30 protein-coding genes are annotated in these 23,439 nt (G+C 71.1%); 16 read left to right on the top strand and 14 right to left on the bottom strand.

Annotation, left to right across the window (positions count from 1 at the left end; genetic code table 11):
• Positions 1-3 precede the first annotated feature (3 nt).
• Genes LQK89_RS02795 through LQK89_RS02815 form a run of 5 tightly spaced genes read left to right on the top strand, consistent with a single transcriptional unit; the run spans position 4 to position 3,172 of the window.
• On the top strand, positions 4-309 hold the full coding sequence (locus LQK89_RS02795; RefSeq protein ID WP_231050123.1) for a hypothetical protein: 306 nt from the start codon (positions 4-6) through the stop codon (positions 307-309).
• A complete protein-coding gene (locus LQK89_RS02800; protein ID WP_231050838.1) occupies positions 306-1,028 on the top strand; it encodes a hypothetical protein in 723 nt (240 codons plus the stop codon). The genes LQK89_RS02795 and LQK89_RS02800 overlap by 4 nt, the downstream gene beginning before the upstream one ends.
• The gene (locus LQK89_RS02805) at positions 1,025-1,564 is read left to right on the top strand and encodes a holin (protein ID WP_231050124.1); all 540 of its coding nucleotides are present in this window, start codon (positions 1,025-1,027) and stop codon (positions 1,562-1,564) included. Before LQK89_RS02800 ends, LQK89_RS02805 begins: the two co-directional genes overlap by 4 nt.
• 2 nt (positions 1,565-1,566) lie before the next feature.
• Entirely contained in the window at positions 1,567-1,863 is a 297-nt protein-coding gene (locus LQK89_RS02810) for a hypothetical protein (RefSeq protein WP_231050125.1), read from the top strand.
• A gap of 52 nt (positions 1,864-1,915) precedes the next feature.
• Complete coding sequence (locus LQK89_RS02815; RefSeq protein ID WP_231050126.1) at positions 1,916-3,172, top strand: SGNH/GDSL hydrolase family protein; 1,257 nt, start codon at positions 1,916-1,918, stop codon at positions 3,170-3,172.
• Between the two features lie 77 nt (positions 3,173-3,249).
• On the opposite strand, the gene LQK89_RS02820 is transcribed toward LQK89_RS02815, so the two are convergent.
• The 4 genes from LQK89_RS02820 to LQK89_RS02835 all read right to left on the bottom strand — a co-directional run bounded on the left by LQK89_RS02820 (position 3,250) and on the right by LQK89_RS02835 (position 5,771).
• Positions 3,250-3,663, bottom strand: a complete 414-nt coding sequence (locus LQK89_RS02820) for a hypothetical protein (RefSeq protein ID WP_231050127.1) — start codon at positions 3,661-3,663, stop codon at positions 3,250-3,252.
• A gap of 162 nt (positions 3,664-3,825) precedes the next feature.
• The gene (locus tag LQK89_RS02825) at positions 3,826-5,136 is read right to left on the bottom strand and encodes a hypothetical protein (protein WP_231050128.1); all 1,311 of its coding nucleotides are present in this window, start codon (positions 5,134-5,136) and stop codon (positions 3,826-3,828) included.
• Between the two features lie 39 nt (positions 5,137-5,175).
• Positions 5,176-5,481, bottom strand: coding sequence for a hypothetical protein (locus LQK89_RS02830; RefSeq protein WP_231050129.1), 306 nt, complete (start codon positions 5,479-5,481; stop codon positions 5,176-5,178).
• The gene (locus LQK89_RS02835; RefSeq protein WP_231050130.1) at positions 5,481-5,771 is read right to left on the bottom strand and encodes a hypothetical protein; all 291 of its coding nucleotides are present in this window, start codon (positions 5,769-5,771) and stop codon (positions 5,481-5,483) included. The genes LQK89_RS02830 and LQK89_RS02835 overlap by 1 nt, the downstream gene beginning before the upstream one ends.
• 160 nt (positions 5,772-5,931) lie before the next feature.
• Between LQK89_RS02835 and LQK89_RS02840 the strand changes: the two genes are divergently transcribed.
• The 3 genes from LQK89_RS02840 (at position 5,932) to LQK89_RS02850 (ending at position 6,951) form a co-directional block, all read left to right on the top strand.
• On the top strand, positions 5,932-6,495 hold the full coding sequence (locus LQK89_RS02840; protein WP_231050131.1) for a hypothetical protein: 564 nt from the start codon (positions 5,932-5,934) through the stop codon (positions 6,493-6,495).
• The gene (locus LQK89_RS02845) at positions 6,492-6,686 is read left to right on the top strand and encodes a hypothetical protein (protein ID WP_231050132.1); all 195 of its coding nucleotides are present in this window, start codon (positions 6,492-6,494) and stop codon (positions 6,684-6,686) included. Before LQK89_RS02840 ends, LQK89_RS02845 begins: the two co-directional genes overlap by 4 nt.
• A gap of 103 nt (positions 6,687-6,789) precedes the next feature.
• The gene (locus LQK89_RS02850) at positions 6,790-6,951 is read left to right on the top strand and encodes a DUF4236 domain-containing protein (protein ID WP_231050133.1); all 162 of its coding nucleotides are present in this window, start codon (positions 6,790-6,792) and stop codon (positions 6,949-6,951) included.
• A 3-nt stretch (positions 6,952-6,954) separates the two neighbouring features.
• On the opposite strand, the gene LQK89_RS02855 is transcribed toward LQK89_RS02850, so the two are convergent.
• Together LQK89_RS02855 and LQK89_RS02860 are read right to left on the bottom strand one after the other, a co-directional pair.
• Positions 6,955-7,428, bottom strand: a complete 474-nt coding sequence (locus tag LQK89_RS02855; protein ID WP_231050134.1) for a hypothetical protein — start codon at positions 7,426-7,428, stop codon at positions 6,955-6,957.
• Positions 7,429-7,577: 149 nt separating this feature from the next.
• Positions 7,578-8,246, bottom strand: coding sequence for a hypothetical protein (locus LQK89_RS02860; RefSeq protein WP_231050135.1), 669 nt, complete (start codon positions 8,244-8,246; stop codon positions 7,578-7,580).
• Positions 8,247-8,448: 202 nt separating this feature from the next.
• Here LQK89_RS02860 and LQK89_RS02865 point away from each other — a divergent pair, with 202 nt between their 5' ends.
• Positions 8,449-8,835 (top strand): YchJ family protein, encoded by a 387-nt coding sequence (locus LQK89_RS02865; RefSeq protein WP_231050136.1) that lies wholly within the window; start codon positions 8,449-8,451, stop codon positions 8,833-8,835.
• Positions 8,836-8,870: 35 nt separating this feature from the next.
• Here LQK89_RS02865 and LQK89_RS02870 read toward each other — a convergent pair whose 3' ends face one another.
• On the bottom strand, positions 8,871-9,737 hold the full coding sequence (locus LQK89_RS02870) for a shikimate dehydrogenase family protein (protein WP_175326747.1): 867 nt from the start codon (positions 9,735-9,737) through the stop codon (positions 8,871-8,873).
• A 58-nt stretch (positions 9,738-9,795) separates the two neighbouring features.
• Between LQK89_RS02870 and LQK89_RS02875 the strand changes: the two genes are divergently transcribed.
• Positions 9,796-10,812 (top strand): iron-siderophore ABC transporter substrate-binding protein, encoded by a 1,017-nt coding sequence (locus LQK89_RS02875; protein ID WP_231050137.1) that lies wholly within the window; start codon positions 9,796-9,798, stop codon positions 10,810-10,812.
• A gap of 276 nt (positions 10,813-11,088) precedes the next feature.
• On the opposite strand, the gene LQK89_RS02880 is transcribed toward LQK89_RS02875, so the two are convergent.
• Positions 11,089-11,496 (bottom strand): DUF1304 domain-containing protein, encoded by a 408-nt coding sequence (locus tag LQK89_RS02880; RefSeq protein ID WP_231050138.1) that lies wholly within the window; start codon positions 11,494-11,496, stop codon positions 11,089-11,091.
• 87 nt (positions 11,497-11,583) lie between these two features.
• Here LQK89_RS02880 and LQK89_RS02885 point away from each other — a divergent pair, with 87 nt between their 5' ends.
• From LQK89_RS02885 to LQK89_RS02895, 3 genes are all read left to right on the top strand, one after another.
• On the top strand, positions 11,584-11,904 hold the full coding sequence (locus LQK89_RS02885; RefSeq protein WP_144802956.1) for a chorismate mutase: 321 nt from the start codon (positions 11,584-11,586) through the stop codon (positions 11,902-11,904).
• Positions 11,901-13,022 carry a lactonase family protein gene (locus LQK89_RS02890; RefSeq protein ID WP_231050139.1) on the top strand — a complete coding sequence of 374 codons (1,122 nt, stop codon included), beginning with the start codon at positions 11,901-11,903 and terminating at the stop codon, positions 13,020-13,022. The genes LQK89_RS02885 and LQK89_RS02890 overlap by 4 nt, the downstream gene beginning before the upstream one ends.
• Before the next feature lie 71 nt (positions 13,023-13,093).
• Entirely contained in the window at positions 13,094-13,483 is a 390-nt protein-coding gene (locus LQK89_RS02895) for a GNAT family N-acetyltransferase (protein ID WP_231050140.1), read from the top strand.
• Positions 13,484-13,603: 120 nt separating this feature from the next.
• On the opposite strand, the gene LQK89_RS02900 is transcribed toward LQK89_RS02895, so the two are convergent.
• The 4 genes from LQK89_RS02900 to purS form a co-directional block, all read right to left on the bottom strand.
• Positions 13,604-14,521 (bottom strand): 2-hydroxyacid dehydrogenase, encoded by a 918-nt coding sequence (locus tag LQK89_RS02900; RefSeq protein ID WP_231050141.1) that lies wholly within the window; start codon positions 14,519-14,521, stop codon positions 13,604-13,606.
• Positions 14,522-14,582: 61 nt separating this feature from the next.
• Positions 14,583-16,964: a phosphoribosylformylglycinamidine synthase subunit PurL gene (purL, locus tag LQK89_RS02905; protein ID WP_231050142.1), complete on the bottom strand. Its 2,382-nt coding sequence runs from the start codon at positions 16,962-16,964 to the stop codon at positions 14,583-14,585.
• A gap of 38 nt (positions 16,965-17,002) precedes the next feature.
• Positions 17,003-17,698 carry a phosphoribosylformylglycinamidine synthase subunit PurQ gene (gene purQ, locus LQK89_RS02910; protein ID WP_175326768.1) on the bottom strand — a complete coding sequence of 232 codons (696 nt, stop codon included), beginning with the start codon at positions 17,696-17,698 and terminating at the stop codon, positions 17,003-17,005.
• A 5-nt stretch (positions 17,699-17,703) separates the two neighbouring features.
• Positions 17,704-17,958, bottom strand: a complete 255-nt coding sequence (gene purS / locus LQK89_RS02915) for a phosphoribosylformylglycinamidine synthase subunit PurS (protein WP_114850231.1) — start codon at positions 17,956-17,958, stop codon at positions 17,704-17,706.
• A 222-nt stretch (positions 17,959-18,180) separates the two neighbouring features.
• On the opposite strand from purS, the gene LQK89_RS02920 reads away from it, so the two are divergent.
• Both LQK89_RS02920 and LQK89_RS02925 read left to right on the top strand, forming a co-directional pair.
• Complete coding sequence (locus tag LQK89_RS02920) at positions 18,181-18,786, top strand: PadR family transcriptional regulator (protein WP_144802945.1); 606 nt, start codon at positions 18,181-18,183, stop codon at positions 18,784-18,786.
• Positions 18,783-20,411, top strand: a complete 1,629-nt coding sequence (locus LQK89_RS02925; protein WP_231050143.1) for a DHA2 family efflux MFS transporter permease subunit — start codon at positions 18,783-18,785, stop codon at positions 20,409-20,411. Before LQK89_RS02920 ends, LQK89_RS02925 begins: the two co-directional genes overlap by 4 nt.
• A gap of 123 nt (positions 20,412-20,534) precedes the next feature.
• Here LQK89_RS02925 and LQK89_RS02930 read toward each other — a convergent pair whose 3' ends face one another.
• Together LQK89_RS02930 and LQK89_RS02935 are read right to left on the bottom strand one after the other, a co-directional pair.
• Positions 20,535-21,356, bottom strand: coding sequence for a cytochrome c oxidase assembly protein (locus LQK89_RS02930; RefSeq protein WP_231050144.1), 822 nt, complete (start codon positions 21,354-21,356; stop codon positions 20,535-20,537).
• A 153-nt stretch (positions 21,357-21,509) separates the two neighbouring features.
• Positions 21,510-22,778 (bottom strand): acyltransferase family protein, encoded by a 1,269-nt coding sequence (locus LQK89_RS02935; protein ID WP_231050145.1) that lies wholly within the window; start codon positions 22,776-22,778, stop codon positions 21,510-21,512.
• Between the two features lie 162 nt (positions 22,779-22,940).
• Between LQK89_RS02935 and LQK89_RS02940 the strand changes: the two genes are divergently transcribed.
• Positions 22,941-23,417: a Fur family transcriptional regulator gene (locus LQK89_RS02940; RefSeq protein ID WP_231050146.1), complete on the top strand. Its 477-nt coding sequence runs from the start codon at positions 22,941-22,943 to the stop codon at positions 23,415-23,417.
• Positions 23,418-23,439 lie beyond the last annotated feature (22 nt).

A 23,439-nucleotide genomic window follows, 5' to 3' on the forward strand; every position in this document is an offset into this window, starting at 1 on the left:
GCCGTGTCCGACCCCAAGCCCCCCGACACCGACATCACCCTCGGCGAGGTCAACCGCAACGTCATCCGCGTCGAGAGCGCGATGAAGGAGAGCGCGAAGCAGTACGCCACCCGCGTCGAGATGGCCGCCATTGACCGACGCGTCACGTCGCTCGAGCAGGCCAGCGCGACGCGGGAGGACGTGCAGGACGTCCGCGACCTGATCCAGGACGTGAAGGACGGCCTCAAGTCCAAGGGCACCACCTACCTCGCGCTCGCGGGGATCATCGTCCCCTCGGCGGTGGCGATCTGGTCGGTGATCCACCGATGACCCGGATCCGCCGGTGGCTCACCCGCTCGAACATCATCGGCCTCGTCGCCGTCGTCGCGCTCGTCGCCGTCGGGACGGCGTACCTCGTCGCCCGGGCGCAAGAGGAAGCGACGAAGGACGAGACGATCGCCGTGCAGCGGTCCCGGATCACCGTCCTGCTCAAGCAGAACGGCAGCCTCGAGACGACCGTCGAGGGGCTGACCGCCGAGTACACGAAGCTCTACAAGGAGGCCAAGGCGTCGGGTGTCACCCCGACGACGGTCGCCCCGCAGGCGCTGCAGGGCGCTGCCGGGGCGACCGGGGCCACCGGCGCGTCCGGCCGCGACGGGCACGACGGCCGCGGCGTCGTCTCGATGCAGTGCGCCAGCACCGGCCTCACCGTCACCTACTCCGACGGCTCGACCGCCACGGTCGGTACCTGCCTCGGCGCCAACGGCAAGGACGGCCAGACCGGGGCCGCCGGCACCGCCGGCGCGACCGGCGCGCAGGGAGCCACCGGCGCCCAGGGCGCGACCGGCGCGACCGGACCGCAGGGCCCCGCCGGGACGAACGGCGCGAACGGCGTCGGTGTCACCTCCGTCACCTGCGTCGCGACGTCCACCGGCACCGCGTTCGCCTTCACCCTCACCGACGGCTCCACCCAGGACGTCGCCGGCGACTGCACCCCACCAACCACCCCGACCCCCACCCCAACACCCACGCCAGGAGGCACCCCGTGAAGCTCAACCTGTTCTCGAAGCTCTGGTGGAAGGCCGCGCTGCTGCGCGCCGTCCGCACCGCCCTCGTCATCGCCGTCCCGTACCTCGGCGCGGGCGTCGCCCTCGTCCACGGCCTCGGCTGGGTCCCGGTCGTCTCCGCGGCCGGCCTCGGCTTCGTCCTGTCCCTCGTCACGTCCCTCACCGGCATCGCCGAGGCGTCCGGCGGGGTCCTGCCGCTCTGGTACTCGCTCCTCGAGCGCGTCGTGAAGACCCTCGCGCAGGCGATCGTCGCCGGCATCGGCAACGCCGTCCTCTTCCAGGACGTGCACTGGGTCGTCATCCTGCAGAACGCAGCCGTCGCCGGGCTCGGCTCCCTCGTCCTCGCCGTGATCGCGAAGCTCCCCGAGGCGGTCGCCACCATCGTCACGCCCGCTGTCGTCCAGAACATCTACACGGGCGAGAAGACGACCGGCGTGCTGCCGGTGACGCAGACCACCACCGTCAACGGCACGGGGTCGGCAACCATCGCAGTGCCGGGCGTCCCCGCGGAGAAGTAGCCGTGCGCCGGTTCAACGAACGGGTCGCGGCCCGCATCACCGACCTCATCGGCACGATGTGGACCGCGTACCTGTTCGCGGCGCTCGCGCTCGTCTCGCTCCCCGCAGCGCTGCTCTCCGGCGACGCGATCGTCATCGTCGGCTGGGTTGCGCAGACGTTCCTGCAGCTCGTCCTGCTCCCGATCATCATGGTCGGCCAGGCGCTGCAGCAGCAGCGGCACGACGCCCTCACCGAGCAGCACGCGCAGGCGCTCGGGAAGCTCGACGCGATCCACGCCGCCGTCACCACCCAGCAGTAGCAGCCGGTGGGCCGCCCCGAGGGGCGGCCCACCATCACCCCTCGGAGCCTCCATGCCCGCCAACCCGAACGGCCCGCTCGCCCAGCTCGTGCCCGGCGCGTACGTCCCCACCGTCGACCCCACCACCCACCAGTTCGCCGACGTCGTCGTCGGCGGGATCGAGGACTCCCTCGGCATCGACCAGACCCGCTCCTCCGCCTACACCCTCGGCGGCTGCGCGAGCGGGAAGACCTACGGCAACCAGACGATGATCGTGCGGCTGCCGATCCGGCTCCCGAAGACCGTGACCCGGATGCGCCTGCACATCTCGAACGTCTGCGGCCTCGGCGACGTCCCGCAGACCAACGGCCCGTCGATCAACGCCGCCTGGGTCGGCCAGCAGAACACCAGCCCCGGCGCTGGCGGCTGCGCCCTGAACACGCAGCAGGAGTTCCCGGGAGGCAGCGGCAGCCTCGACAACGGCGGCGAGTGGGTGAGCGGCTGGCTCGCACCGTCCTGGGACACGGCGATCGCGACGGGGTTCATCACCCTCTCCGTGCAGTGCGTCGGCACGAACCTCGCCTACAACTACTCGTCGAACGGCTTCTACCAGAACGCCGACAACGACCCCCTCGACATGGTCGGGACCGCGTGGACGCAGTACGGCGACACCCCGCTCGCGACGTGGATCGAGTACGAGTACGTCGACGACGGGTCCCCGCAGGTGCTGTTCATCGGCGACTCCGCGGTCGACGGGTTCTTCATGGGGCCGTTCGGGAACCCGCCCATGCAGAACTGGCTCGGACACCTCGACTCGTTCCCCGAGGCGTGGGCGCGGCAGACCGGCGGGGCGGCGATCATCGACGCGTTCGCCGACACGCGGACGTCGGACTGGGCCGCGACGTCGTCGAAGTGGAGCCGCTTCTCGACGATGGCCGCTCCGCTCAACCCGCAAGCGGTCGTCCTCCACATCGGGTTCAACGACTTGCAGCAGGGCGCGACGCCCGCGCAGGCGGCCGCCGGCGTGCAGGCGGTGCTCGAGACGATCCGGGCGAACTACCCGAACGCGCGCATCTTCTACGCCAGCGCGTTCCCCGCGGCGTCGACGAACACGAACCTCAAGGCCGCCGACCGCGTCACCATGAACACCACCGTCGCGACCTTCGGCAAGGCGCTGCTCGACGGCTACTTCGAGTTCACCGGCATCTACGACCCCGCGTCCGGCTCGAACGAGTACGCCCGCGCGAAGTACGTCAGCGCCGACGGCGTCCACTACACGCCGGAGGGCTGGCAGGTGATGGCGTCCCACATCCGCCTGCCGCAGCTCTGACGCCGGCCGCCGCGACGAACGACGAGACCCCCTCGTGCTCCTTCGGGAGCGCGAGGGGGTCTTCCGTCGTATGTCCGCTACTCAGGCTTGGAGAGGAACCGGACCGCCGCTTCGAACGAGTCCATTGCGGTGCCAGGGATGCCGCGGCCGGCATCCTCACGCCGGTGTGCGACGAAGCCGGAGCCAGCCGGCCGGATGAAGCCTGCGACTCCTCCGGCGGGGTGCGCTGCGGACGCGGGACGCGTGACGGCGAACCACTCGGCCTCATCGAGCGGCCTGCCATCGACAGTCTGGTCGAGCCAAGGTGTGACACCGACGGCGTGCCCGTCGACGTCGTAGGTGCCGTGCGGGTTCGCTTGTACCGACTCAGGGGTCATACGCGGACGATACCGAGAGGTTGGCGGAGGAAGTCCCAGCAGCTGCAGCGGCGGCGGCACGACGCCCTCACCGAGCAGCACGCGCAGGCGCTCGGGAAGCTCGACGTCGTGCACTCACATGGAGTCCGCTCTCCATGTGTGTGCCGCTGCACAACGACGAAGCCCCGACCGTTTCGGTCGGGGCTTCAGGGAGACTAGTACATCACAGATCAGGTGTGGACATTGGTGGATCCCTTCCAATCAGGGGTACTGAAGACATCTCGAACCATAGTCGCTCTAGGCTTGGGATGCACCTTCGGCTTCACCGAGTGTTTGACGATCGTGGTAGGCGCGCACATCGGCCAAGAGTGGCCAAGTGAGCCAGTGCTCATGAAGCAGCTGGCCCTCGGCCAGCATCTGCTGAGCGAGCTTGTCCGCCCGCTCGACATCGTCGAGCAACGCCAGCTTCGCGAGCCGGAGGTCGTTGCTACGGGCGCTCACGTCGAACCGTCGGACGGCGTCTGCGCACTCGCGGAACCGACCGAGTTGCTTGAGCGCGATCCAGCCGTTGACCTGGATGATGTGTCGATACAGCTCTGTCTTGACTTTTCCCACGGGAAGCCGTCGAGTGATATCCACCACCGCCTCGTAGCGCTTCTCCTGCAGAAGCCAGAAGCAAGTGTTGGCGAGGAAGCCTTCCATGGTTTGCGCGACCTCTTCGTTCGAAGTGACGCGGAAGGTGGCTCCGGAGATCAGGCTCAGGGAGACTACCAGGAGTGTATCGGCAGCTCTAGTGAGATAGTCATAGTCGACTTCAAGCTCATCGTGAAGCTTGGTATCGTGTTCGAATTGATCGAGTTTTTCGAGATATTGGCGGGATACGAAGCCGCGATTGTGCACCATCAGGTGTCGACGTTGAATGATCTCCAGTGTCTCGAAGTCGCCACTGCGGGCTGGTTCCGGGATGTGGAATCGATTCTTCAGTTCGCTCACCCAGTCCCCGAACGAACCGTGCAGCATGCGGTCGACCGTATGGTCTCGGACGTGTGCCTCGAAGTCGTCGAGGGTCCCGAACTTCTTGATCTCGGCCCACGCGTACTGCTTCCCGGACTGCTCCAGCTTTGTGGGGTCGTGGATGTAGAGCGCCCGGGTGACGCTACCGAAGAGCGTCTCGAGCTCGCCGACTAGCGCGATAAGTAGCGAGGCGAGCAGCATCGGTGCGGCCGGTGGTGCAATCGTGACGCGAACGATGCTGCGTAAGTAGCTGCTGAGGGCGCCCTCTGGGAGTCCTTGGGATGCTTCTTCCAATGCGCTTTGAACGACTTCGCGTCTGTCGTCGTCAGACAGCCCTTCGGCCTCCGCCGCAGCGTAGACGGTCTGCCGCCAGGATTCCATCAGCTCGTCCAACGCATCGTCATTGACCTCGGATAGCTGCTGTTGAATGAGCTCACGCGCGCGGGTCTTCGCGTCATCGATTTCCTCACCGCGCTCACGGACATAGCGGCCCAGGCGGCGAATTTCGCGCAGCCTGTGCGAAAATACTTCGAATGCCTCCAGGAGTCCTTCGAGTAGCTGCTCGTCGGGTGATGCGGGCGCCTTCTCGGGCACGTCCGGAACTGAGCTGGTGGTCAATTTTCCCCCTCTGGTCTACCTCTGCCGTGAGCTTAGCGCGTGGCGCGAGCCACCCTCAGCTCTCAAGGCGTCTCGGAGTCGGACGGCGTCGCGCCAGACCCAAGCGCAGTCGGCGCCCTGCCCGAAGCCCCACTCGACGAGCGCCGCGCGTTCTGTGTACGCGAGGACGCGTCCCTCGACCTCGAGGAGTCGGTCGGGGAACTGGACCCACGCGAACACCGGGTCCGGACGTGCGAGGTCGACCTCGGGCCCGCCGCGCGCCGCCTCGGGGAGCGAGTACGCGTCGACGAGCCGCCAGCGGTCACGACGGCGGACACCCATCAGTGGCGCGGCTTCAACGCGCGAGTGGTCACGGTGTCGCGCGGCACCCATGCGCGCTGCAGGCGTCCCTGCCAGGCGATCTCGACGAACACGGCGACGTCGGATCGGGCGACCGCGAACGCCTTCACCTCGGCGAGCAAGTCGATCTGGTCGAACCGGAGGTCGTGCACGGTGACGGGCTGCGGCGGGTCGACGGGCTCCGGACTGCCGATCTGGTCGAGGGGGAGCGAGTCCGCAGCGTAGATCGGGACGTCCTGGTGCTCGGGCGGCGCCCACCGGTGTTCGGCCATGCGGGCATGGTCGCCGGGGCCGCCGACAACTGGGAGAGGAAGCACCCGGCGGCTTGACCACGCGGCCAGAAAGATGTGGCCACGTGACGGCTCCAGTCAGGTCTACCGTCGTCGTCGTGGCGTACCGGAGAGGGGCTCCGCCGCCACTTCGGGAGGCATCATGAAGAAGATCATCGCGGCGCTCGTGACCGCAGGGGTCGCGGTCGCGATCGCCCTGCCGGCGTCACCAGCGATGGCGGTCACGGAGGAAGCACCAAGCGTGGACCTGAGCCACGTGGGCGAGCAAGTCCCGGGCACGTTCACGCCCACCGGCCCGCAGGGCTTCACCGCGAAGGCCGCGACGCCCGGTGGGGCGCACATCCTCGCGGCAGAGTACGGGCCGTGCAAGCTGTACCCGTCCGTTGTGCACCTGCGTGCATCCAGCGGGTACGGCACCGTCGGCAACAAGCCGTACACGAAGTGCGACGTCCCGGTGACTTCGATCCACCAGGAGACCAAGATCTACAAGACCGCGTTCTTCGGGTCGGTCAACCTGGACCAGGGCACGTACTCAGGCGGCAACCGAGGTGTGGCGAACTACACGCAGAAGAACGTCGACCGCCGCTGCGACAACCAGCTCTCGACGACGTGGTTCGCGGTCACCGACGGCACGGTCGTCTACGGCGGGAAGACCTACTACTCCGAGGTCATCAGCTCGCACGAGACCTACAACTGCGGGACGTGAGCAACGTGACCGAAGTCTGGTTGGTCCTTCGCGACGACACCGCCGACAACAACGTCCTCGGCGTGTTCGACTCGAGCGCGGACGCCGAAGCGTTCGCCACCGAGGTCGGTCCGGAGTTCCCGGGCGCGGTCCTCACCGTTCGGTTCCCGATCGGTTGGCGATTCGACGCCGGAGCTGCGCGGTACAAGTAGCACTCGCAACGGATGTGGCCCCTCGCTTGGACATCGCGAGGGGCCACGTCCGTCCGCCCGACTGGTCTCGCCGATCGCCTGTCGCGAGGTGTAGACCGAGCAGATGGGTCTGATCCTCCGAGCACGACGCCGCATCGCCCCCGGCGTCACCGCGAACCTCTCGAAGCGCGGCGTCTCCGTCAGCGCGCGCCGCGCCGGCGTCACCGTCAACACCCGCGGCCGCGTCACCATCCGGCTCGGCAAGGGCATCAGCTTCCGACTCTGAGGCTCAGGCGTCGGGGCTGCCCGTCGCGATGCATGAACCGCCCTGGCTCCGGGCGTTCCCCGTGGCCGTCACGACAACCGTCTTCACGTCGGCGGCCTTCACGTCGTTGAACTCGAAGATGTGCGTGTCTTGGCCGTCGGGAATCTCGAACGTCTGTCGCTCGGTGACACCGGAGGCGAGCGTGACAAGCGCAGTGACGAAGTCGACGCCGTCCGTGTTCACCGTCACCCACGGCTTGCCGGTCGCCGTGGCGGTCCACCCGGCGACCGTGACGGCGCAGTCCGGATAGGGCGCGGCTGAGGCCGTGGAGCCTACGGCGGGCGGCTCATCGAAGTCCGACGCGGCTGCTGGCGCCGAGCCCGCCGCCTTCGAGGTGTGCGTCGGCGAGCTGGGCTGGGCCGGACTCATGACGCAGCCGGCGAGCGTGACGGAGAGCAGCGCGATGCCCGCTAGGACGCCGATCGACCTGGTCTGCATGCCCCGAAGAGTACCGCCACGCGGGGCGAGCGGCCGTGGGCTACTCGGATGGCTGCACTCCTGACCCGCACTGGCGCGGGAGCAACGATCCGAGGTAGCGTCCGCACACGCGCCCAGTGTGCCCGGCCGGACCGACACCCGCCCGACGGTCACTCCCCGGGCAGGCCCAGCTTCGAGCCGCTCGGGTCCCGACGCCACTGCGGCCGCTGCTCCGGGGCCGCGGGCGGTGTCGCGAGGGCGTCCCGTCGTGCACGTTCGGAGCGCCCGAGCCGGACCAGCATCTCGGGCAGGAGGCCGAGGTACATGAACGGCCAGACCAGGAGGAACCCGTTCACCGACCCGAAGCTGAACACTACGGCCACACCGATCGCCACGGCCAACAGCAGCGGGGCGAGCCGGGTCAGCCGGCGCACCAGGCCGCGCTGCAGCAGGGGCACGTCGTTCAGGATCGCGTCGCGGTGCTCCGGGTGCACCGGGCGCCGGACACGGTCCAGGTACGGGCGGACCTCCCACCGGACCGCCGACGCCGTGTCCGGCCGGACCTGTCGTCCGTTGATCCGCAGCTCCGGGCCGACCTCGCGCGCCGTGGGGCAGCAGCCGTACGTGAGCAGGAACGCGCTGATCGTCACGGCCGCGACCACGAGCCCCGGGCGCAGGGCCCCCGTCCCGGCCCAGCCGTTCGCCAGGTGCAGGGCGACGAGCGCGCCGAGCGCCACGGCAGCGACGGCACCGGCGATCCACAGGGCGCGGCGGACCCGCGCGGGGTCGACGACCTGGCCGAGGAGCCCCCGCATCACCTGCCACCCGAGCCGCAACACTCCTCACTCTTACCCCCACGCCCTGCGTGCGCGGACGTGCTACGCCCTCGGAACGCCCTCGCCTCACTCGCGCACCGCCTTCGATGGAGCAGAGGCCGTCGCGTCGGGGCCGGGCACCCGACGTCTTCTGCTCCATCGACGGACGGACGGGCGGACGGGCGCGGGCAGGTCAGCGCGAGCGCACCGCTGCTACCGTGCCGGGGTGCTCCCCGACGACCAGCGCTGCCCCTGCCTGAGCGGCAACCCCTACGGCGAGTGCTGCGGCCCCCTGCACGCCGGCGCCGCGGCCCCGACCGCCGAGCGGCTCATGCGCTCCCGGTTCAGCGCGTTCGCCCTGAGCCTGCCGGAGTACCTGCTCCGCAGCTGGCACCCGAGCACCCGGCCGGACGAGCTGACGCTCGACCCGGCGCAGCGCTGGACACGGTTGGACATCGTCGCGACCCGTTCTGGAGGCCCGTTCGACTCCGCAGGTCAGGTCGCCTTCCGCGCGTGGTGGCGCACCGACGACGAGCGCGGGACGCTCGAGGAGACGAGCGAGTTCGTCCGCGAGCAGGGCCGCTGGTTCTACGTCGACGGCGTCGTCGCCTGATCGGTGCGCGGGCTGATCGTCCCCCGCCCCCCGGCTCAGCCCGCGATCGCGTCCGGCAGCCCGACGGAGCGTCGCATCGCCCGGCGCACCGCAGCCTCGTCGGGCAGCAGCTCGTCCTGGTCCCCGGTCAGGAAGAACCGGATCTGCCCGATCGCCTGCTCCGTGAGCATGTCGAGCCCGTTCAGCACGCGCCCACCCGCGGCCGCCCACCGGCTCGCGGCGACGGTCGGCCACGGCTCGTAGGCCACGTCGAACAGCACGGCGTCCGGCCCCGACGGCAGCAGCTCGAGCGAGTCCGCCGCACCGCCGGGGAGCGTCGACACGAGGAACCCGTGCCGGGCGCCGGGCAGCGCGGACACGGGCAGGACCTCGAGCGTGACGCCCAGCCGCAATGCCAGGTCGACGAGGGCACCGGCCTTCGCGGTGTCCCGCAGGAACAGCCGGACGTCGACGGCCCCGAGCCGGACGGCCGCGGTGAGGGCGCTCGCCGCGGTGGCACCGCCGCCGAGGATGCTCGCCTGACCGGGCACGTGCCCGAGGGCCTCGACGGGCCGGACGATCCCCTCGACGTCGGTGTTCGCGCCCGCCAGGACGACCCGGTCGCCCTCCTGCCGGAACGCGACGGTGTTCGCGACGCCGAGTGCGTCGACGAGCGGGGTCGTCCGGTCGAGCATCGGTACGACGTCCCGCTTCAACGGCATGGTCAGGCTCAGCCCACGCCACTCCGGACCCAGCCCCGCGACGAACGCGTCGAGCTCGCCGGACGCGACCTCGTGCCTCCCGTACGTCCATCCGACCCCGAGCGCGTCGTAGGCCGCTGCGTGCAGGGTGGGCGAGAGCGAGTGCGCGATGGGGGAGCCGAGCACGGCGAGGCGGGTGCGGTGGGGGTCCGAGTACTCCACGCAGGCGAGCCTATCCACGGCGCGGCACCCGAGCAGCGCTTAGGGTAGCCTTACCTTCGTGATCCGTACCTCCCCCTCCGCGCGTCGCGTCCGGCGCGTGCTCGCGGCTGCCGGCGCCGTCGTCGCCGCGTCCCTCGTCCTCGCCGGCTGCAGCGGCGGCTCGCCGTCCGGCTCGGCCTCCGGCGACGCGTCCGGTTCGTCCGGCGCCTTCCCGGTGTCCATCACCACCGCGCTCGGCACCACCGAGATCCCCTCGCAGCCGAAGCGCGTCGTCGCCCTCGGCTGGGGTGACGCCGAGACGGCGCTCGAGCTCGGTGTGCAGCCCGTCGGCGCCAGCGACTGGCTCGCCTTCGGTGGTGACGGCGTCGGGCCGTGGCTCAAGGACGCCTACACGAAGAAGCCCGAGATCATCCAGACGCTCGAGCCGAGCTACGAGCAGATCCTGAAGCTCAAGCCGGACCTGATCCTCGACACCAAGAGCTCTGGAGACAAGGACCGCTACAGCAAGCTCTCCGCGATCGCTCCGACCGTGGCGATCCCCAAGGGCGGTGCGAACTACCTCACGACCACCGAGCAGCAGGTCGACCTGATCGCGAAGGCGCTCGGCAAGGAGTCCGAGGGCAAGAAGCTGCTCAGCGGCCTCGACGACGCGTACGCCGCCGCGAAGAAGGCGCACCCGGAGTTCCAGGGCAAGACCGCCGTCGTCGGCTCGTACACGTCCGAGGGCTTCGGCGCCTACGCCTCGAGCGACAGCCGCTCGGTGTTCCTGAAGAACCTCGGGTTCACGATCCCGAAGGCCATCGACCAGCAGGCCGGGGACGCCTTCTCGGTCAAGCTGTCGGAGGAGAACCTCGACCTGCTGAACGCCGACCTGACGCTGATCCTGCCGATCTACGTCGACGCGTCCAAGGCCGAGGCCGACCCGCTGTTCCAGAAGGTCCCGTCCGTGCAGGAGGGCCACTCGATCGTCGTCAGCGACGCGAACGTCTCGTCGGCGTTCTCGCTCGGGACGACCGCGGCGATCGAGTGGGCACTCGAGCGGCTGCCGGACGAGATGGCGAAGAAGGTCGGCTGAGCCGACCCCAGGACGGACGGGAGGCGCGGTGCCAGCTGGCACCGCGCCTCCCGTCCGTCTCGGGGTGCGCCCGGCGCGTCCGGGTGCTGGGTGCTCGGGGTGCCGATCCGCGCGTGGGGTGCCGATCCGCGTGTGGGAGGCCGATCCGCTCGAAGGAGACCGTTCCTTCCTGCTCCCCATGCGCGTTCCGTCCTCCGATCGCACGCGCGATGGGACGGAACGACGCCGGCGTCCCGCGCGCGTCGGGCTGGGGCGCGGTGTCGGGCGCGCGTCGGGCTAGGACGCGGGGAAGGTCGAGCCGAGGAACGCGAAGATGAGGGCGATCAGCGGCAGCGAGCCCTGCACGAACGCCGAGTTGAGGTACCGGCGCCCCGTTCCCGCCAGGACCACGGCGGCGCCGAGCATGCTCACGGTCGAGAACACGACGAGCGGCCAGCCGGTGGCGCCGTTGCCGACCGCGACCAGGGCGACGCCGACGATCGCACCGATCGCGAGGAACAGGTTGTAGAAGCCCTGGTTGAACGCGAGGGCGCGGGTGGCCTGCGTCTCGGTCTCGCTCGCGATGCCGAAGACACGGCGCACGCGGGGGCTGGTCCAGGCGACGGACTCGAGGAAGAAGATGTACACGTGGACGAGGCCCGCGAGGACCGCACACACGCTCGAGATCACGAGCAGGACCGACATGGCCTCCATTCTCGCAGCCCGGGGGAGGTGCTCGTGTCCGCCCGTCACGCAGCCCTCGAAGCGGGGCACCGCCGGTAGGCTCGGGCCATGAGTGCCGACGAGTCCACGCCCGTCCACGACGATGCAGTCGCCGAGCTGACGAGCATCCGGCAGAGCATCGACAACATCGACGCCGCCGTGATCCACATGCTCGCGGAGCGGTTCAAGTACACGCAGCGCGTCGGGTACCTCAAGGCCTCGGCCGGCATGCCCGCCGCCGACCCGAACCGTGAGCAGGTCCAGGTCGCCCGGCTCCGGCAGCTCGCGGCGGAGTCGCACCTCGACCCGGCGTTCGCGGAGAAGTTCCTGAACTTCATCGTCGCCGAGGTCATCCACCACCACGAGCGCATCGCGGGCGGCGCGAAGTGAGCGAGTCCGGGGCGCTCGACGACCTGGCTGTGCTCGACGACCTGCACGTGCTCGTGGGGTCGTACACGGCGACGGGTGGCGGGTCGGCGACGGGCATCTCGATCGTGCACGGCACCACAGCCCACACCGCGGCCGTGATGGACGATCCGTCGTTCCTCGCTGCCGACGGCGACCGGGTGTACGCCGTGTCCGAGACCGCCGACGGCAGCGTCTCGGCCTTCCGCTACGCCGACGGAGCGCTCGAGCACCGCTGGGACGCGACCGCCGGCGGCGACGCCCCCTGTCACGTCCGGGTCGACCCGTCCGGCGCGCTCGTCGTCACGAACTACGTCTCCGGGACGGTCACGGCGATCGGGCTCGCGGCAGCGGAGGCGCACGCGTCCGCGGTGCTCGACGGCAGCTCCGTCGCTCCGGGCTCCGCCGAGCCGCACGGGCTGGGGGACCGCGTCGTCGTGCCGGACTCCGCGATCGTCACCGGCGTGCTGCCCGACGTCGAGGGTCCCGTCGAGGACCGGCAGGAGGGGCCGCACGCACACCAGTCCATCGGGACGCCCGACGGCACCGTGCTGGTGGCGGACCTCGGCGGTGACGCGCTGCACGAGTTCCGCGTGACGGACGAGCCCGCGATCGACCTGGTCCGCGTGCACCACCTCGGTCCCGGGGTCGGGCCGCGGCACATGGTGTGGCTCGGCGACGACCTGATCGTCGCGGGCGAGCTCGACGGGCGCGTGTACCGACTCCGCCGGGACGACTCCGGGTCGCTCGTGCCCATCGGCTCGGCCGCGACCTTCGAAGGGCCGGTGGGGGAGTCGCTCCTGTCCCACATCGAGGTCGACGACGCCGGGCGGGTGCTCGTCGCCGTCCGTGGCCGGGACCTGATCGTCGTGCTGGACACCGACGGGGACGGGCTCGCCGTGGTCGGCAGTGCTTCCTCGGGCGGGGTGTGGCCGCGGCACTTCGCGCAGGTCCCCGGGTTCCTGCTCGTCGCGAACCAGATGTCGGACGCCGTGGCGGTGCTGCCCGTGGGCGAGGACGGCGTGCCCGGCGGACCCGTGGCGCAGATCGCCGTCGGGAGCCCGGCGTGCGTCCTGCCGATCGCACCGTCGGCGCAGGGCTGACCGTGTCCGGGGGATCGCTCGCCGACGGGCCCCTCGCCGATGGGCCCCTCGCCGACGGATACGGGCTCGTCGTGGGTCCGCCCCCGCTCGACGACTACCTGCGCCTCCGACGGGACTCGGGACTGTCGCCGAAGGAGCCCGAGCAGGGTGCCGGGGCGATCGCCGGGTCGTGGTCGGCGTGCCACGTCGTGGACCCCGAGGGTGTGCCGGTCGCGATGGGCCGCACCATCGGGGACGGCGGGTGGTACTTCCACATCGCGGACATCGCCACCGATCCCGCGCACCAGCGCCGCGGACTCGGACGTGCGGTCGTCGAGTGGCTCGTCGCGGACGTCCGCGCGCGAGCGCCCCGAGGGGCCTACATCACGCTCGTCGGGGATCCGCCCGGGCAGCGGCTCTACCGGTCGCTCGGGTTCGAGGACGTGGCGCCGAGCCTGGGCATGGCGCTGCCGATCGACTGAGCGGCGGCGCGGCGCGGCCAGAGACTCGGCTCGGCGGGCGCTTTCTCGGCCGCCGACCCGCGGAACCGCCCGCGGAGGCGAGTCTCGCGACGGCGCGACGCCCGACGGCGGCCTCGCCGGTCAGCGGGGGATGACGTTCCGGAAGGGGCTGCCCTCGGCCAGCGCGGTGACCTGCTGCCGCACCAGCTCGAGGGTGCGCGGCACGCTGAGGTCGGTGTTGCCGCCGACGTGCGGCGTGAGCACGGTGTTCGGCGTCGTCCACAGCGGGTGTCCGGCCGGCAGCGGTTCGGGGTCGGTGACGTCGAGCGCCGCACTCAGACGGCCCGAGGTGAGTTCCGCCACCAGGGCGTCGGTGTCGACGACCTTGCCGCGGGCGACGTTCACCACGAGGGCACCGTCCGGCAGCGCGGCGAGCAGGTCCGAGTCGACGAGCCGTTCGGTCTCGTCGGTCAGCGGGGTGATGAGCACGAGGACGTCCGTGTCGGCGGCGAGGGACGGCAGGTCGCCGAAGGCGTGCACCTGCCGACCGTCCTGCTCCCGAGCCGTCCGTGCGACGACGGTCACCGGGCACCGCATCGCCTCGAACCGGGTCGCGATCGCGGCGCCGATCGCCCCGTAGCCGACCACGGTGACGCGACGGTCCGCGAGGGAGCGGGTCTGCCGTGCATCCCACACCCCGGCGGCACGGTCGGACTGGAACGCCGCGATCTCCCGCAGCGAGGTCAGCGCGAGCCCGACCGCGAGCTCGGCGGTCTCGTCGTCGTGGATGCCGCGGCCGTTCGCGAGCTCGGCGTGCTCCGGGACGTGCGGCACCGCGTGCTCGTAGCCGGCGCTCGGGAGCTGCAGCAGCCGCAGGTTCGGCAGCTCGTGCACGTACTGCCAGCGGTGCCGTCCGCCGAAGTAGAACGGCAGCAGCGTGAGGGCCACCTCGTCGGGGCGGCCGTACGGGCCCTCGACGTCCCACACGTCGAGCTCGACGCCGTCCGGCACGGGGCCGAAGCGGTCGACGAGCTCGGCGAACGGCAGGGTGACGATCACCGCGCGACCCGGGTGACCGGGCCGGGGGCGACCACCGCCGCTGCCGTCCGCCGGATCGACATCAGCTGTCGGCCCGCGGCGAGAACGCGCCGTCGGTGTCGAGCGGGCCGCGGCCGACGTAGCCCTCGGTCACGTCCTCGGTGATGACGTCGCCGAAACGCGCCGGCAGCGTCGCGGCGTGCGTGCCGCGGAGCTCGTCGAGCGTTGCCTCGAACGCGCCCTGGACCTCGAGCGTGCCCGACGCGGCGTCGGTCACGCCGATGCGCAGCACCGGGAAGCCCCGGCCCTCGCACAGGCCCTGGAAGCGCACGTCGTCCTCGCGCCGGACGGTCACGATGACGCGGCCGGTCGACTCCGAGAACAGTGCGGTCGCGGTGTCGACGCCGTCGCGGGCCTCGAGCTCGTCGAGCACCACCCGGGCGCCGAGGCCGAACCGCAGCACCGACTCGGCGAGGGCCTGGCCGAGGCCGCCGTCCGCCAGATCGTGGGCGCTGGTCAGCAGCTGCTCGCCGGAGGCCGCGTACAGCAGCTCCGCCAGGGCCTTCTCGCGCTCGAGGTCCACCGCCGGCGGGCGTCCGCCGAGGTGCCCGTGCACCGTGCCGGCCCACGCCGACCCGTCGAGCTCCAGGCTCGTCGTGCCGAGCAGGTAGATGTTGTGGCCGTCGTCCTGCCAACCCGAGGGCACCCGCAGCGCGACGTCGTCGATGATGCCGAGCACGCCGACGACGGGGGTCGGGTGGATCGGGGTGGTGCCGGTCTGGTTGTAGAACGACACGTTGCCGCCGGTGACCGGGATGCCGAGCTCCATGCAGCCGTCCGCCAGGCCCTCGACCGCCTCGGAGAACTGCCACATGACCTCGGGGTTCTCGGGGGAGCCGAAGTTCAGGCAGTCGGTGACCGCGGCCGGGACGGCACCGGTGACGGCGACGTTCCGGTACGCCTCGGCCAGGGCCAGCCGTGCGCCCTGCTTCGGGTCGAGCTGGCAGTACCGGCCGTTGGCGTCGGTCGCGATGGCGACGCCGAGTCCGGTCTCCTCGTCGACGCGGATCATGCCGCCGTCGTCGGGGAAGGACAGCGCGGTGTTGCCGAGCACGTAGGTGTCGTACTGGTTGGTGACCCAGTTCTTCGACGCCAGGTTCGGCGAACCGAGCAGCTGCAGGAACTGCGCCTTGAGCGCCGGGCCGTCGGTCGGACGGTCGAGCGAGGCTGCGGTGTCGGCCTGCAGGGCGTCGATCCACGTCGGGTAGGCGACCGGGCGGTCGTACACGGGCCCGTCGACGGCCACGGTGCGCGGGTCGACGTTGACGATCTCCTGGCCCTGCCAGTCGATGACGAGACGGCCGGTGCCGGTGACCTCGCCCAGGACGCTGGTCTCGACCTCCCACTTGCCGACGACCGCGAGGAACTCGTCGAGCTTCTCGGGACGGACGACGGCCATCATGCGCTCCTGGCTCTCCGACATGAGGATCTCCTCTGCCGTCAGCGTGGGGTCGCGGAGCAGCACGTCGTCGAGCGAGATGTGCATGCCGCCGTCGCCGTTGCTCGCGAGCTCCGACGTAGCGCACGAGATCCCGGCGGCGCCGAGGTCCTGGATGCCCTCGACCAGTTCCTTCTGGAACAGCTCGAGGCAGCACTCGATGAGCACCTTCTCGGCGAAGGGGTCGCCGACCTGGACCGCCGGACGCTTGGTCGGGCCGCCCTCGGTGAAGGTGTCGGACGCCAGGATCGACGCGCCGCCGATGCCGTCGCCACCCGTGCGGGCACCGAAGAGCACGACCTTGTTGCCCGCGCCCGAGGCGTTCGCCAGGTGCAGGTCCTCGTGCCGCAGGACACCGACCGCGAGGGCGTTCACCAGCGGGTTGCCCTGGTACACCGGGTCGAAGTAGGTCTCGCCGCCGATGTTCGGCAGGCCGAGGCAGTTGCCGTAGAACGAGATGCCGCCGACGACACCGTGCACGACGCGGGCGGTGTCCTCGTGGTCGATCGCGCCGAAGCGGAGCTGGTCCATCACGGCGACCGGACGCGCGCCCATCGAGATGATGTCGCGGACGATGCCACCGACACCGGTCGCGGCGCCCTGGTACGGCTCGACGTAGGACGGGTGGTTGTGCGACTCGACCTTGAAGGTCACCGCCCAGCCGTTGCCCACGTCGACGACACCGGCGTTCTCGCCCATGCCGACCATGAGGTTCTTGGTCATCTCCGGCGTGACCTTCTTGCCGAACTGCCGCAGGTAGTTCTTGCTCGACTTGTACGAGCAGTGCTCCGACCACATCACGGAGTACATCGCGAGCTCGCCCGAGGTGGGGCGGCGGCCCAGGATCTCGCGGATCTTCGCGTACTCGTCGGCCTTGAGCCCGAGGGCCTCGTACGGCTGCTCCTTGTCGGGCGTCGCGGCGGCGTCCTGGACGGTGTCGGGCTTCGGGCGAGCGTGGGTCGTCACGGTGTTGTCGTTCCCTGTCACTGGAGTCGTGGCCGCGGTCACTTGACCAGCGTCGACTCGATCACGGAGGTGAAGAAGGTGAGGCCGTCCGTGCCGGAGGCCATCGCCGCGGGGGTGTCCGGGCCGAACCCGGGCTCCGTCGCGTGCTCGGGGTGGGGCATCAGCCCGACGACGTTGCCGCGCTCGTTCGAGACGCCCGCGATGTCGTCGATCGACCCGTTCGGGTTCACGCCGACGTAGCGGAACACGACCTGACCGTTGTCCTCGATGCGCTTGATCTCGTCGGCGTCCGCGACGAAGCGGCCGTCGGCGTTCTTCAGCGGGATGGTGATCTCCTGCTGGGCGTCGAAGCCCGAGGTCCACGCGGTGCCGGCGTTCTCGACGCGGAGCTTCTGGTCGCGCCGGATGAACTGCTGGTGAGCGTTCCGGGTGTGCGCGCCCGGGACCAGCCGTGCCTCGGCCAGCATCTGGAAGCCGTTGCAGATGCCGAGCACGGGCATGCCCTTGCCGGCGGCGTCGACGACCTCGGCCATGATCGGGGCCTTCGCCGCGATCGCACCGGCACGCAGGTAGTCGCCGTACGAGAACCCGCCGGGGAGGATGATCGCCTCGACCCCCTGCAGGTCGTGGTCGCCGTGCCAGAGCGCGACGGGTTCGCCGCCGGCCAGCCGGACCGCGCGCTGGGCGTCGCGGTCGTCGAGCGAGCCGGGGAAGGTGATGACGCCGATCCGCATGCGGCTCACGCCTGCTCGGCGACGGTGACCGAGACGACGTCCTCGATCACGGCGTTCGAGAAGACGTCGGCCGCGATCTCGCGGACCTCGGCCAGCTTCGCGTCGTCGACGGGGCCGTCGACGGCGATCTCGAAGCGCTTGCCGATGCGGACGTCGGTCAGGTCGGCCTTGCCGAGACGGGCGAGCGCGTTGCCCACCGCCTTGCCCTGGGGATCGAGGATCTCAGCCTTGGGCATGACCTCGACGACGATGGTTGGCACGTGTTCACTCCAGCGCTTGGGTGGGTTGGGTGGGACGCGACCAGTCTACGGTCCGCGCGCGACGCGCCGGGACCGCACCGTGCCTCCTGTGTGGAACTGCACGTGCGCGGTGCGCGCCTGTGGAGAACGCGCCCATTTGGTTGCCGACGGCTGCTCCAAGGCGTATATTCCAAGTCGAATGATCGGGACGGAGCAATCCGTCATGTCGGACTGGAGGCACGGATGGCGTCGCTCACGCCGCTCGCGTTCGCCGCGCTCGGGCTCCTCGCAGAGGGCCCCACGCACCCGTACGAGATGTTCCAGACGATGACCCACCGGCGCGACGGGCGGAACGTCAAGGTCCGACCGGGCACTCTTTACCACCAGGTCGGCCGCCTCGTGGAGCTCGGCCTCGCCGAGGTCGTCGGCACCGACCGCGAGGGCAACCGACCGGAACGCACCACCTACGCGATCACCGAGAGCGGGTGGACGGTGCTGCACGACGGCCTGGTCGGCATGCTCGCCGACCCTGCCGACGAGTACCCGGTGTTCCACCTGGCGCTCGCCGAGGTCGAGAACCTGCCCCTCGCCGAGGCCGTCGACGCGCTCGACCGGCGGGTGCACGCGCTCGAGCGGCAGCGGGACGAGGCCGACGAGATCCTCGACGTCGTCCGCGGCAAGGACCTGCCCGAGCGGTACTGGCTGGACGTGTCGTACGTCCGTGCCATGCTGACCGCCCAGATCGAGTGGCTCCGCGCCACGACGGAACGCCTCCGGAACGGCGCCGTCCCCTGGACCGACCCAGTCCTCCCCGACACCACCACCAGCAGCAAGGAACACACTCGATGACCTCCGCCACCACCACTGGCGCCCCGACGACGCACGAGAAGAAGCCCTGGCCCGCGCTCTGGGCCCTCGTCGTCGGGTTCTTCATGATCCTCGTCGACTCGACCATCGTGTCGGTCGCGACCCCCACCATCGCCTCGGCGCTCGACGCGGACATCAACGCCGTGATCTGGGTGACCAGCGCCTACCTGCTCGCGTACGCGGTGCCGCTGCTCATCACCGGCCGGCTCGGCGACCGCTTCGGCCCGAAGGTGCTGTACCAGGTCGGGCTCGTCGTCTTCACGCTCGCCAGCCTGTGGTGCGGCCTGGCCGGCTCGATCGTGGTGCTCATCATCGCCCGCGTCGTGCAGGGCCTGGGCGCCGCCATGATGACCCCGCAGACGATGGCCGTCATCACGCGCATCTTCCCGCCGCAGAACCGCGGCGCTGCGATGGGCCTGTGGGGCGCCGTCGCCGGTGTCGCCTCGCTCGTCGGCCCGATCGTCGGCGGCCTGCTCGTCGACGGCTTCGGCTGGGAGTGGATCTTCTTCGTGAACGTCCCCGTCGGCATCGTCGCGTTCGTGCTCGCGCAGCGGTTCGTCCCGACCTTCGAGCGTCGCGGGCACCGCTTCGACTACCTCGGCATCGTGCTGTCCGCCGTCGGCATGTTCCTGCTCGTCTTCGGCATCCAGGAGGGCGAGACCTACGACTGGGGCACCATCACCGGGCCGATCTCCGTCTGGTCGCTCATCATCACCGGGATCGTCGTCCTCGCCGCGTTCGTCGTGTGGCAGGGCACGCAGAAGGGCGAGCCGCTGCTGCCCCTCGGGCTGTTCAAGGACCGCAACTTCACGCTCGCGAACATCGCGATCACCGCGGTGGGCGTCGCGATCTCGTCGTTCGCGCTCCCGATCATGCTGTGGGCGCAGGACGTGCTCCGCTTCACCCCGACCCAGGCCGCGCTGCTCCTCGTGCCGCAGGCCGTCATCTCCGCCGGGCTCGCGCCGCTCGTCGGCAAGAACCTGAACAAGTGGAACCCGCGGTGGGTCGGGGCGTTCGGTCTCGCCTGCTTCTCCGGCGCCCTCTTCTGGTTCGGGTCGCTCCTGTGGTCCGGTGCCGACTGGGGCTGGACGCTGCTGCCGAGTGCGCTGCTCGGGCTCGCGAACGCGTGCATGTGGGGGCCGCTCTCGGTCTCCGCGACGCGGAACCTGCCGCCGGCGCTCGCGGGTGCCGGGTCGGGCGTCTACAACACCACCCGGCAGATCGGTGCGGTGCTCGGCTCCGCGGGGATCGCGGCGCTGATCGAGGCCCGGATCACGGCGAACTTCCCGTCCGGTGCCGGCTCGACGTCGGGCGGCGGCGCCGAGCAGCAGGTCGGTGCGCTGCCGGCGTTCCTGCAGCAGCCGTTCGCCACCGCGATGGGGCAGTCGCTCGTGCTGCCGGCCCTGGTGCTCGTCGTGGCGATCGTCGCGGCCCTGTTCCTGGCGAAGCCGAAGCAGACCGTGCAGTGGCAGCAGACCGGGGCGGTGCCGACGCAGCCCGAGGCCGAGAAGGTCGGTGCGGGGGCGCACGCTGCGGCTCCGGCGCCGGCCACCGCGGAGGAGGAGCTGGCGGCCACCGACCACCACGGTCGTCACGCGGACGCCTGACCCGCGCTGCGCCGATCCCTGCGCGGCCCAGCCCGGCCCCGCGCCGCCCCCGATCACGGGGCGTGCGGGGCCGGTCCTGCGTGGGGGCGGCTCCCGCTCGCCAGCGCCACCACCGCACCGGGCTCAGCCGCGCCGCTGCAGGTGCTCGCGGGTGAGCGCCTCCATCTCCTCGTCGGAGAGCGCGTCGACGGACCGGGCTTCGCGGCGGTCGGTCCGCTGCCACCGGATGAACAGCATGATGAGGACGGGGACGTCGGCCACCTCGGCGATGAACCACAGCAGGTCGCCGGCGAGGTGCTGGTCCTCGAGGGGGTTCGGGAACCACGGCTGCCCGACGACGTGCACGAGGGAACCGTCGAGCACGTGGTTCGTCACGCGCATCACGATGCCGGGGACCGCGTCGAGCAGGAGCTCCACGAAGGCGAGCAGGAACTCGACCGTGACGAACGTCGAGCTCCGCAGCACGCCCGGCTCGGACAGCGGCGCGAGCAACCCGAAGCCGAGCACGGGCACGAGGACGGTGATCGCGACCGCCCACGCCGAGGACTCCCGGATGGTCGCCGCGAGCGGGGTCAGCAGCACCGCGAACAGCACGAGTCCGACGACCGGGGCGACGATCGCGTTGCCGAGGACCCGGATCGGACGGGACCCCATCGCACGGTCGGCGAGCCGTGCCAGGCGTCCAGGGCCGCCGAGCCGCAGCAGCGACACCGGTGCGGCGAGGGCGGCGAACGTCGGGACGGCGAAGAAGAGCAGGGCGAGCCGGAGGGTGAAGGCCCAGCGGAGCAGCTGGTCGTACCGCCCGACCACGCCGAACTGCAGCAGCCCGAACAGCACGAGCGCGAGCAGGAACGACAGCGTCCGCCAGCCGGACCAGCGTGCACCCCGACGGCGTACTCCGACGATCCACCACCCGTACGCGACGGCGGCGACGGCGAGCAGCACGGCGGCGAGGGGATCGAACTGCCACGTGCTCCAGAACTCGGCGGGCTGCGGCGTGGGGAACCTCCGGGGGAGAACAGAGCGTGGTCGGTGCCCCGCCATCCTCTGCCGTCGACGTCGGGGTGTGCCCGCGGACGAGCCCCGGCGCGGTGAGGATCAGTTCAGCCGCACGGTGCGCCCGAGCAGCACGACCCCGAGCGGTACGAGCACCGCGCCGACCACGGCGGTCCCGAGCGACAGGTGCAGCTGCATCACCGCGAAGGCCGGTCCGATCGTGCAGAGCGCCGCGACGGCCAGGACGGGCCATCCCGGACGGTCCGTGCCGGGCACGAGGCGGGGGAGCGGTCGATCGAACCACCGGAGCACACGGGCGATCCCGATCGCGACGGCGAGCACCACCACGAGCGCCACCGGCCGGGTCGCCCACCACACCGCGGAGCCGGGCTCGGGGAACGGCGCACCGAGGAGCAGGGCGATGCCGTTCAGGGCGATGAACAGCGGCAGGTGCCAGAGGTAGACCACCATGCCGTCCCGGCCGACCACGAACACGGCGGCCTGGGCGCCCCGGGTCCGCACGAGCCGTGAGAGCGGACCGTGGACGAGCTGCACGAGGCACGCCTGCGCGACCGCGAGGAACGCCAGCGGGAGCATCGGCGGGTTGAGGTCCTGCAGCATGTCCGGCGCCCAGAGCCCGACCGAGGTGAGGGGGACGAGCGCCACGTAGCCGGCCACCGCTCCGCCGACGAGCACGAGCCGGGAGCGCCGGGCGAACCAGCCGTCCGCCCACAGGAAGCCGAGCTGCTGCGCGAAGAGCCACACCGGACCGAGGTTGAGCAGCCCGACCTCCGCGACGCCGGTGGCGAACCGGACCGCGTCGACCGCCGCGGCGAGCACGAGCAGTGCACCGAGGGTCCGCCACGGAGCCCGGGCGTGCAGCCGCGCCCTGAGGGGGACGCAGCACTGGGTGATGCCGTACGCGGCGAGGAACCAGAGCGGGGAGCCGATGCCGAACGCGACCTCGCCGAGGAGCTCCGGCGGCGTGCCGAGGGCGGTCGCGGTACCGAGGGCGACCGCGAGCACGAGGAACAGCGGGATCGCCGGGCGGAACAGTCGCACGAGCCGGGTCGCGACGAAGTCCCGAGCCCCACCGCCCCGCGCGACGGTGCTCCGCCACCCCACCGCGCTGGCGAACCCGCCGACGACGAAGAACAGCGGCATCACCTGCCCGACCCACGTGGCGGCGACGTACCACGGTGCCTCCTGCAACGGGCTCGTCACCGCGATGCCGTCGGGGCCGACCGCGACGCCGACCATCGTGATGTGGACCACCACGACGAGGACCACGCACGCGGTCCGGACGAGGTCGACGACCAGGTCCCGCTGCGCGATCGCCTGCCGGACGAGTGTTCCCGCTGTTGCCCCCATGGAGGGACCGTACCGGCGCTCCCGCCCGGTCCAGCCGCGTCCCAGCTGATCGCGACCCGATCGTGACGACACGCGCGGACCCGGCCGGTGCTCGCGGCACGGGACGGTGGACCGCTACGGTTGTCTTGACCGATGCAAGACAGTGACCGATGAGGGGGCGGGATGGACACCGACGCGGAACTCCTGCGCACCGCGGGCCTGCGGGTGACGAACCCGCGCCTGGCCGTCCTGCGTTCCCTCGGCACGATGCCGCACGCCACCGCCGACGACGTCCTCACGGCGCTCGCCGCCGAGCTCCCGACGACGAGCCACCAGGCGGTGTACGGCGTGCTGGGGGCCCTCACCGGCGCCGGACTCGTGCGGCGGATCGAGCCGGCCGGCAGTCCGGCGCGGTACGAGCGGCGGACGGGCGACAACCACCACCACGTCGTCTGCACGATGTGCGGTGCGGTGCAGGACGTCGACTGCGCGGTCGGTCACGCACCCTGCCTGACCCCGTCCGAGACGCACGGATTCGCCGTCACGACGGCTGAGGTCACCTACTGGGGCATCTGCGAGCGCTGCGCCGCAGCCGAGCAGTCCGCAGCCGCCGACGGCACCGCCAACCCCGTGGCCCACGAGCAACCCGAGCATCCCTGACCGAACCAACGTTCCGAGGAGG

This window comes from Curtobacterium sp. C1 (assembly GCF_021049325.1).
Taxonomy (GTDB): domain Bacteria; phylum Actinomycetota; class Actinomycetes; order Actinomycetales; family Microbacteriaceae; genus Curtobacterium; species Curtobacterium citreum.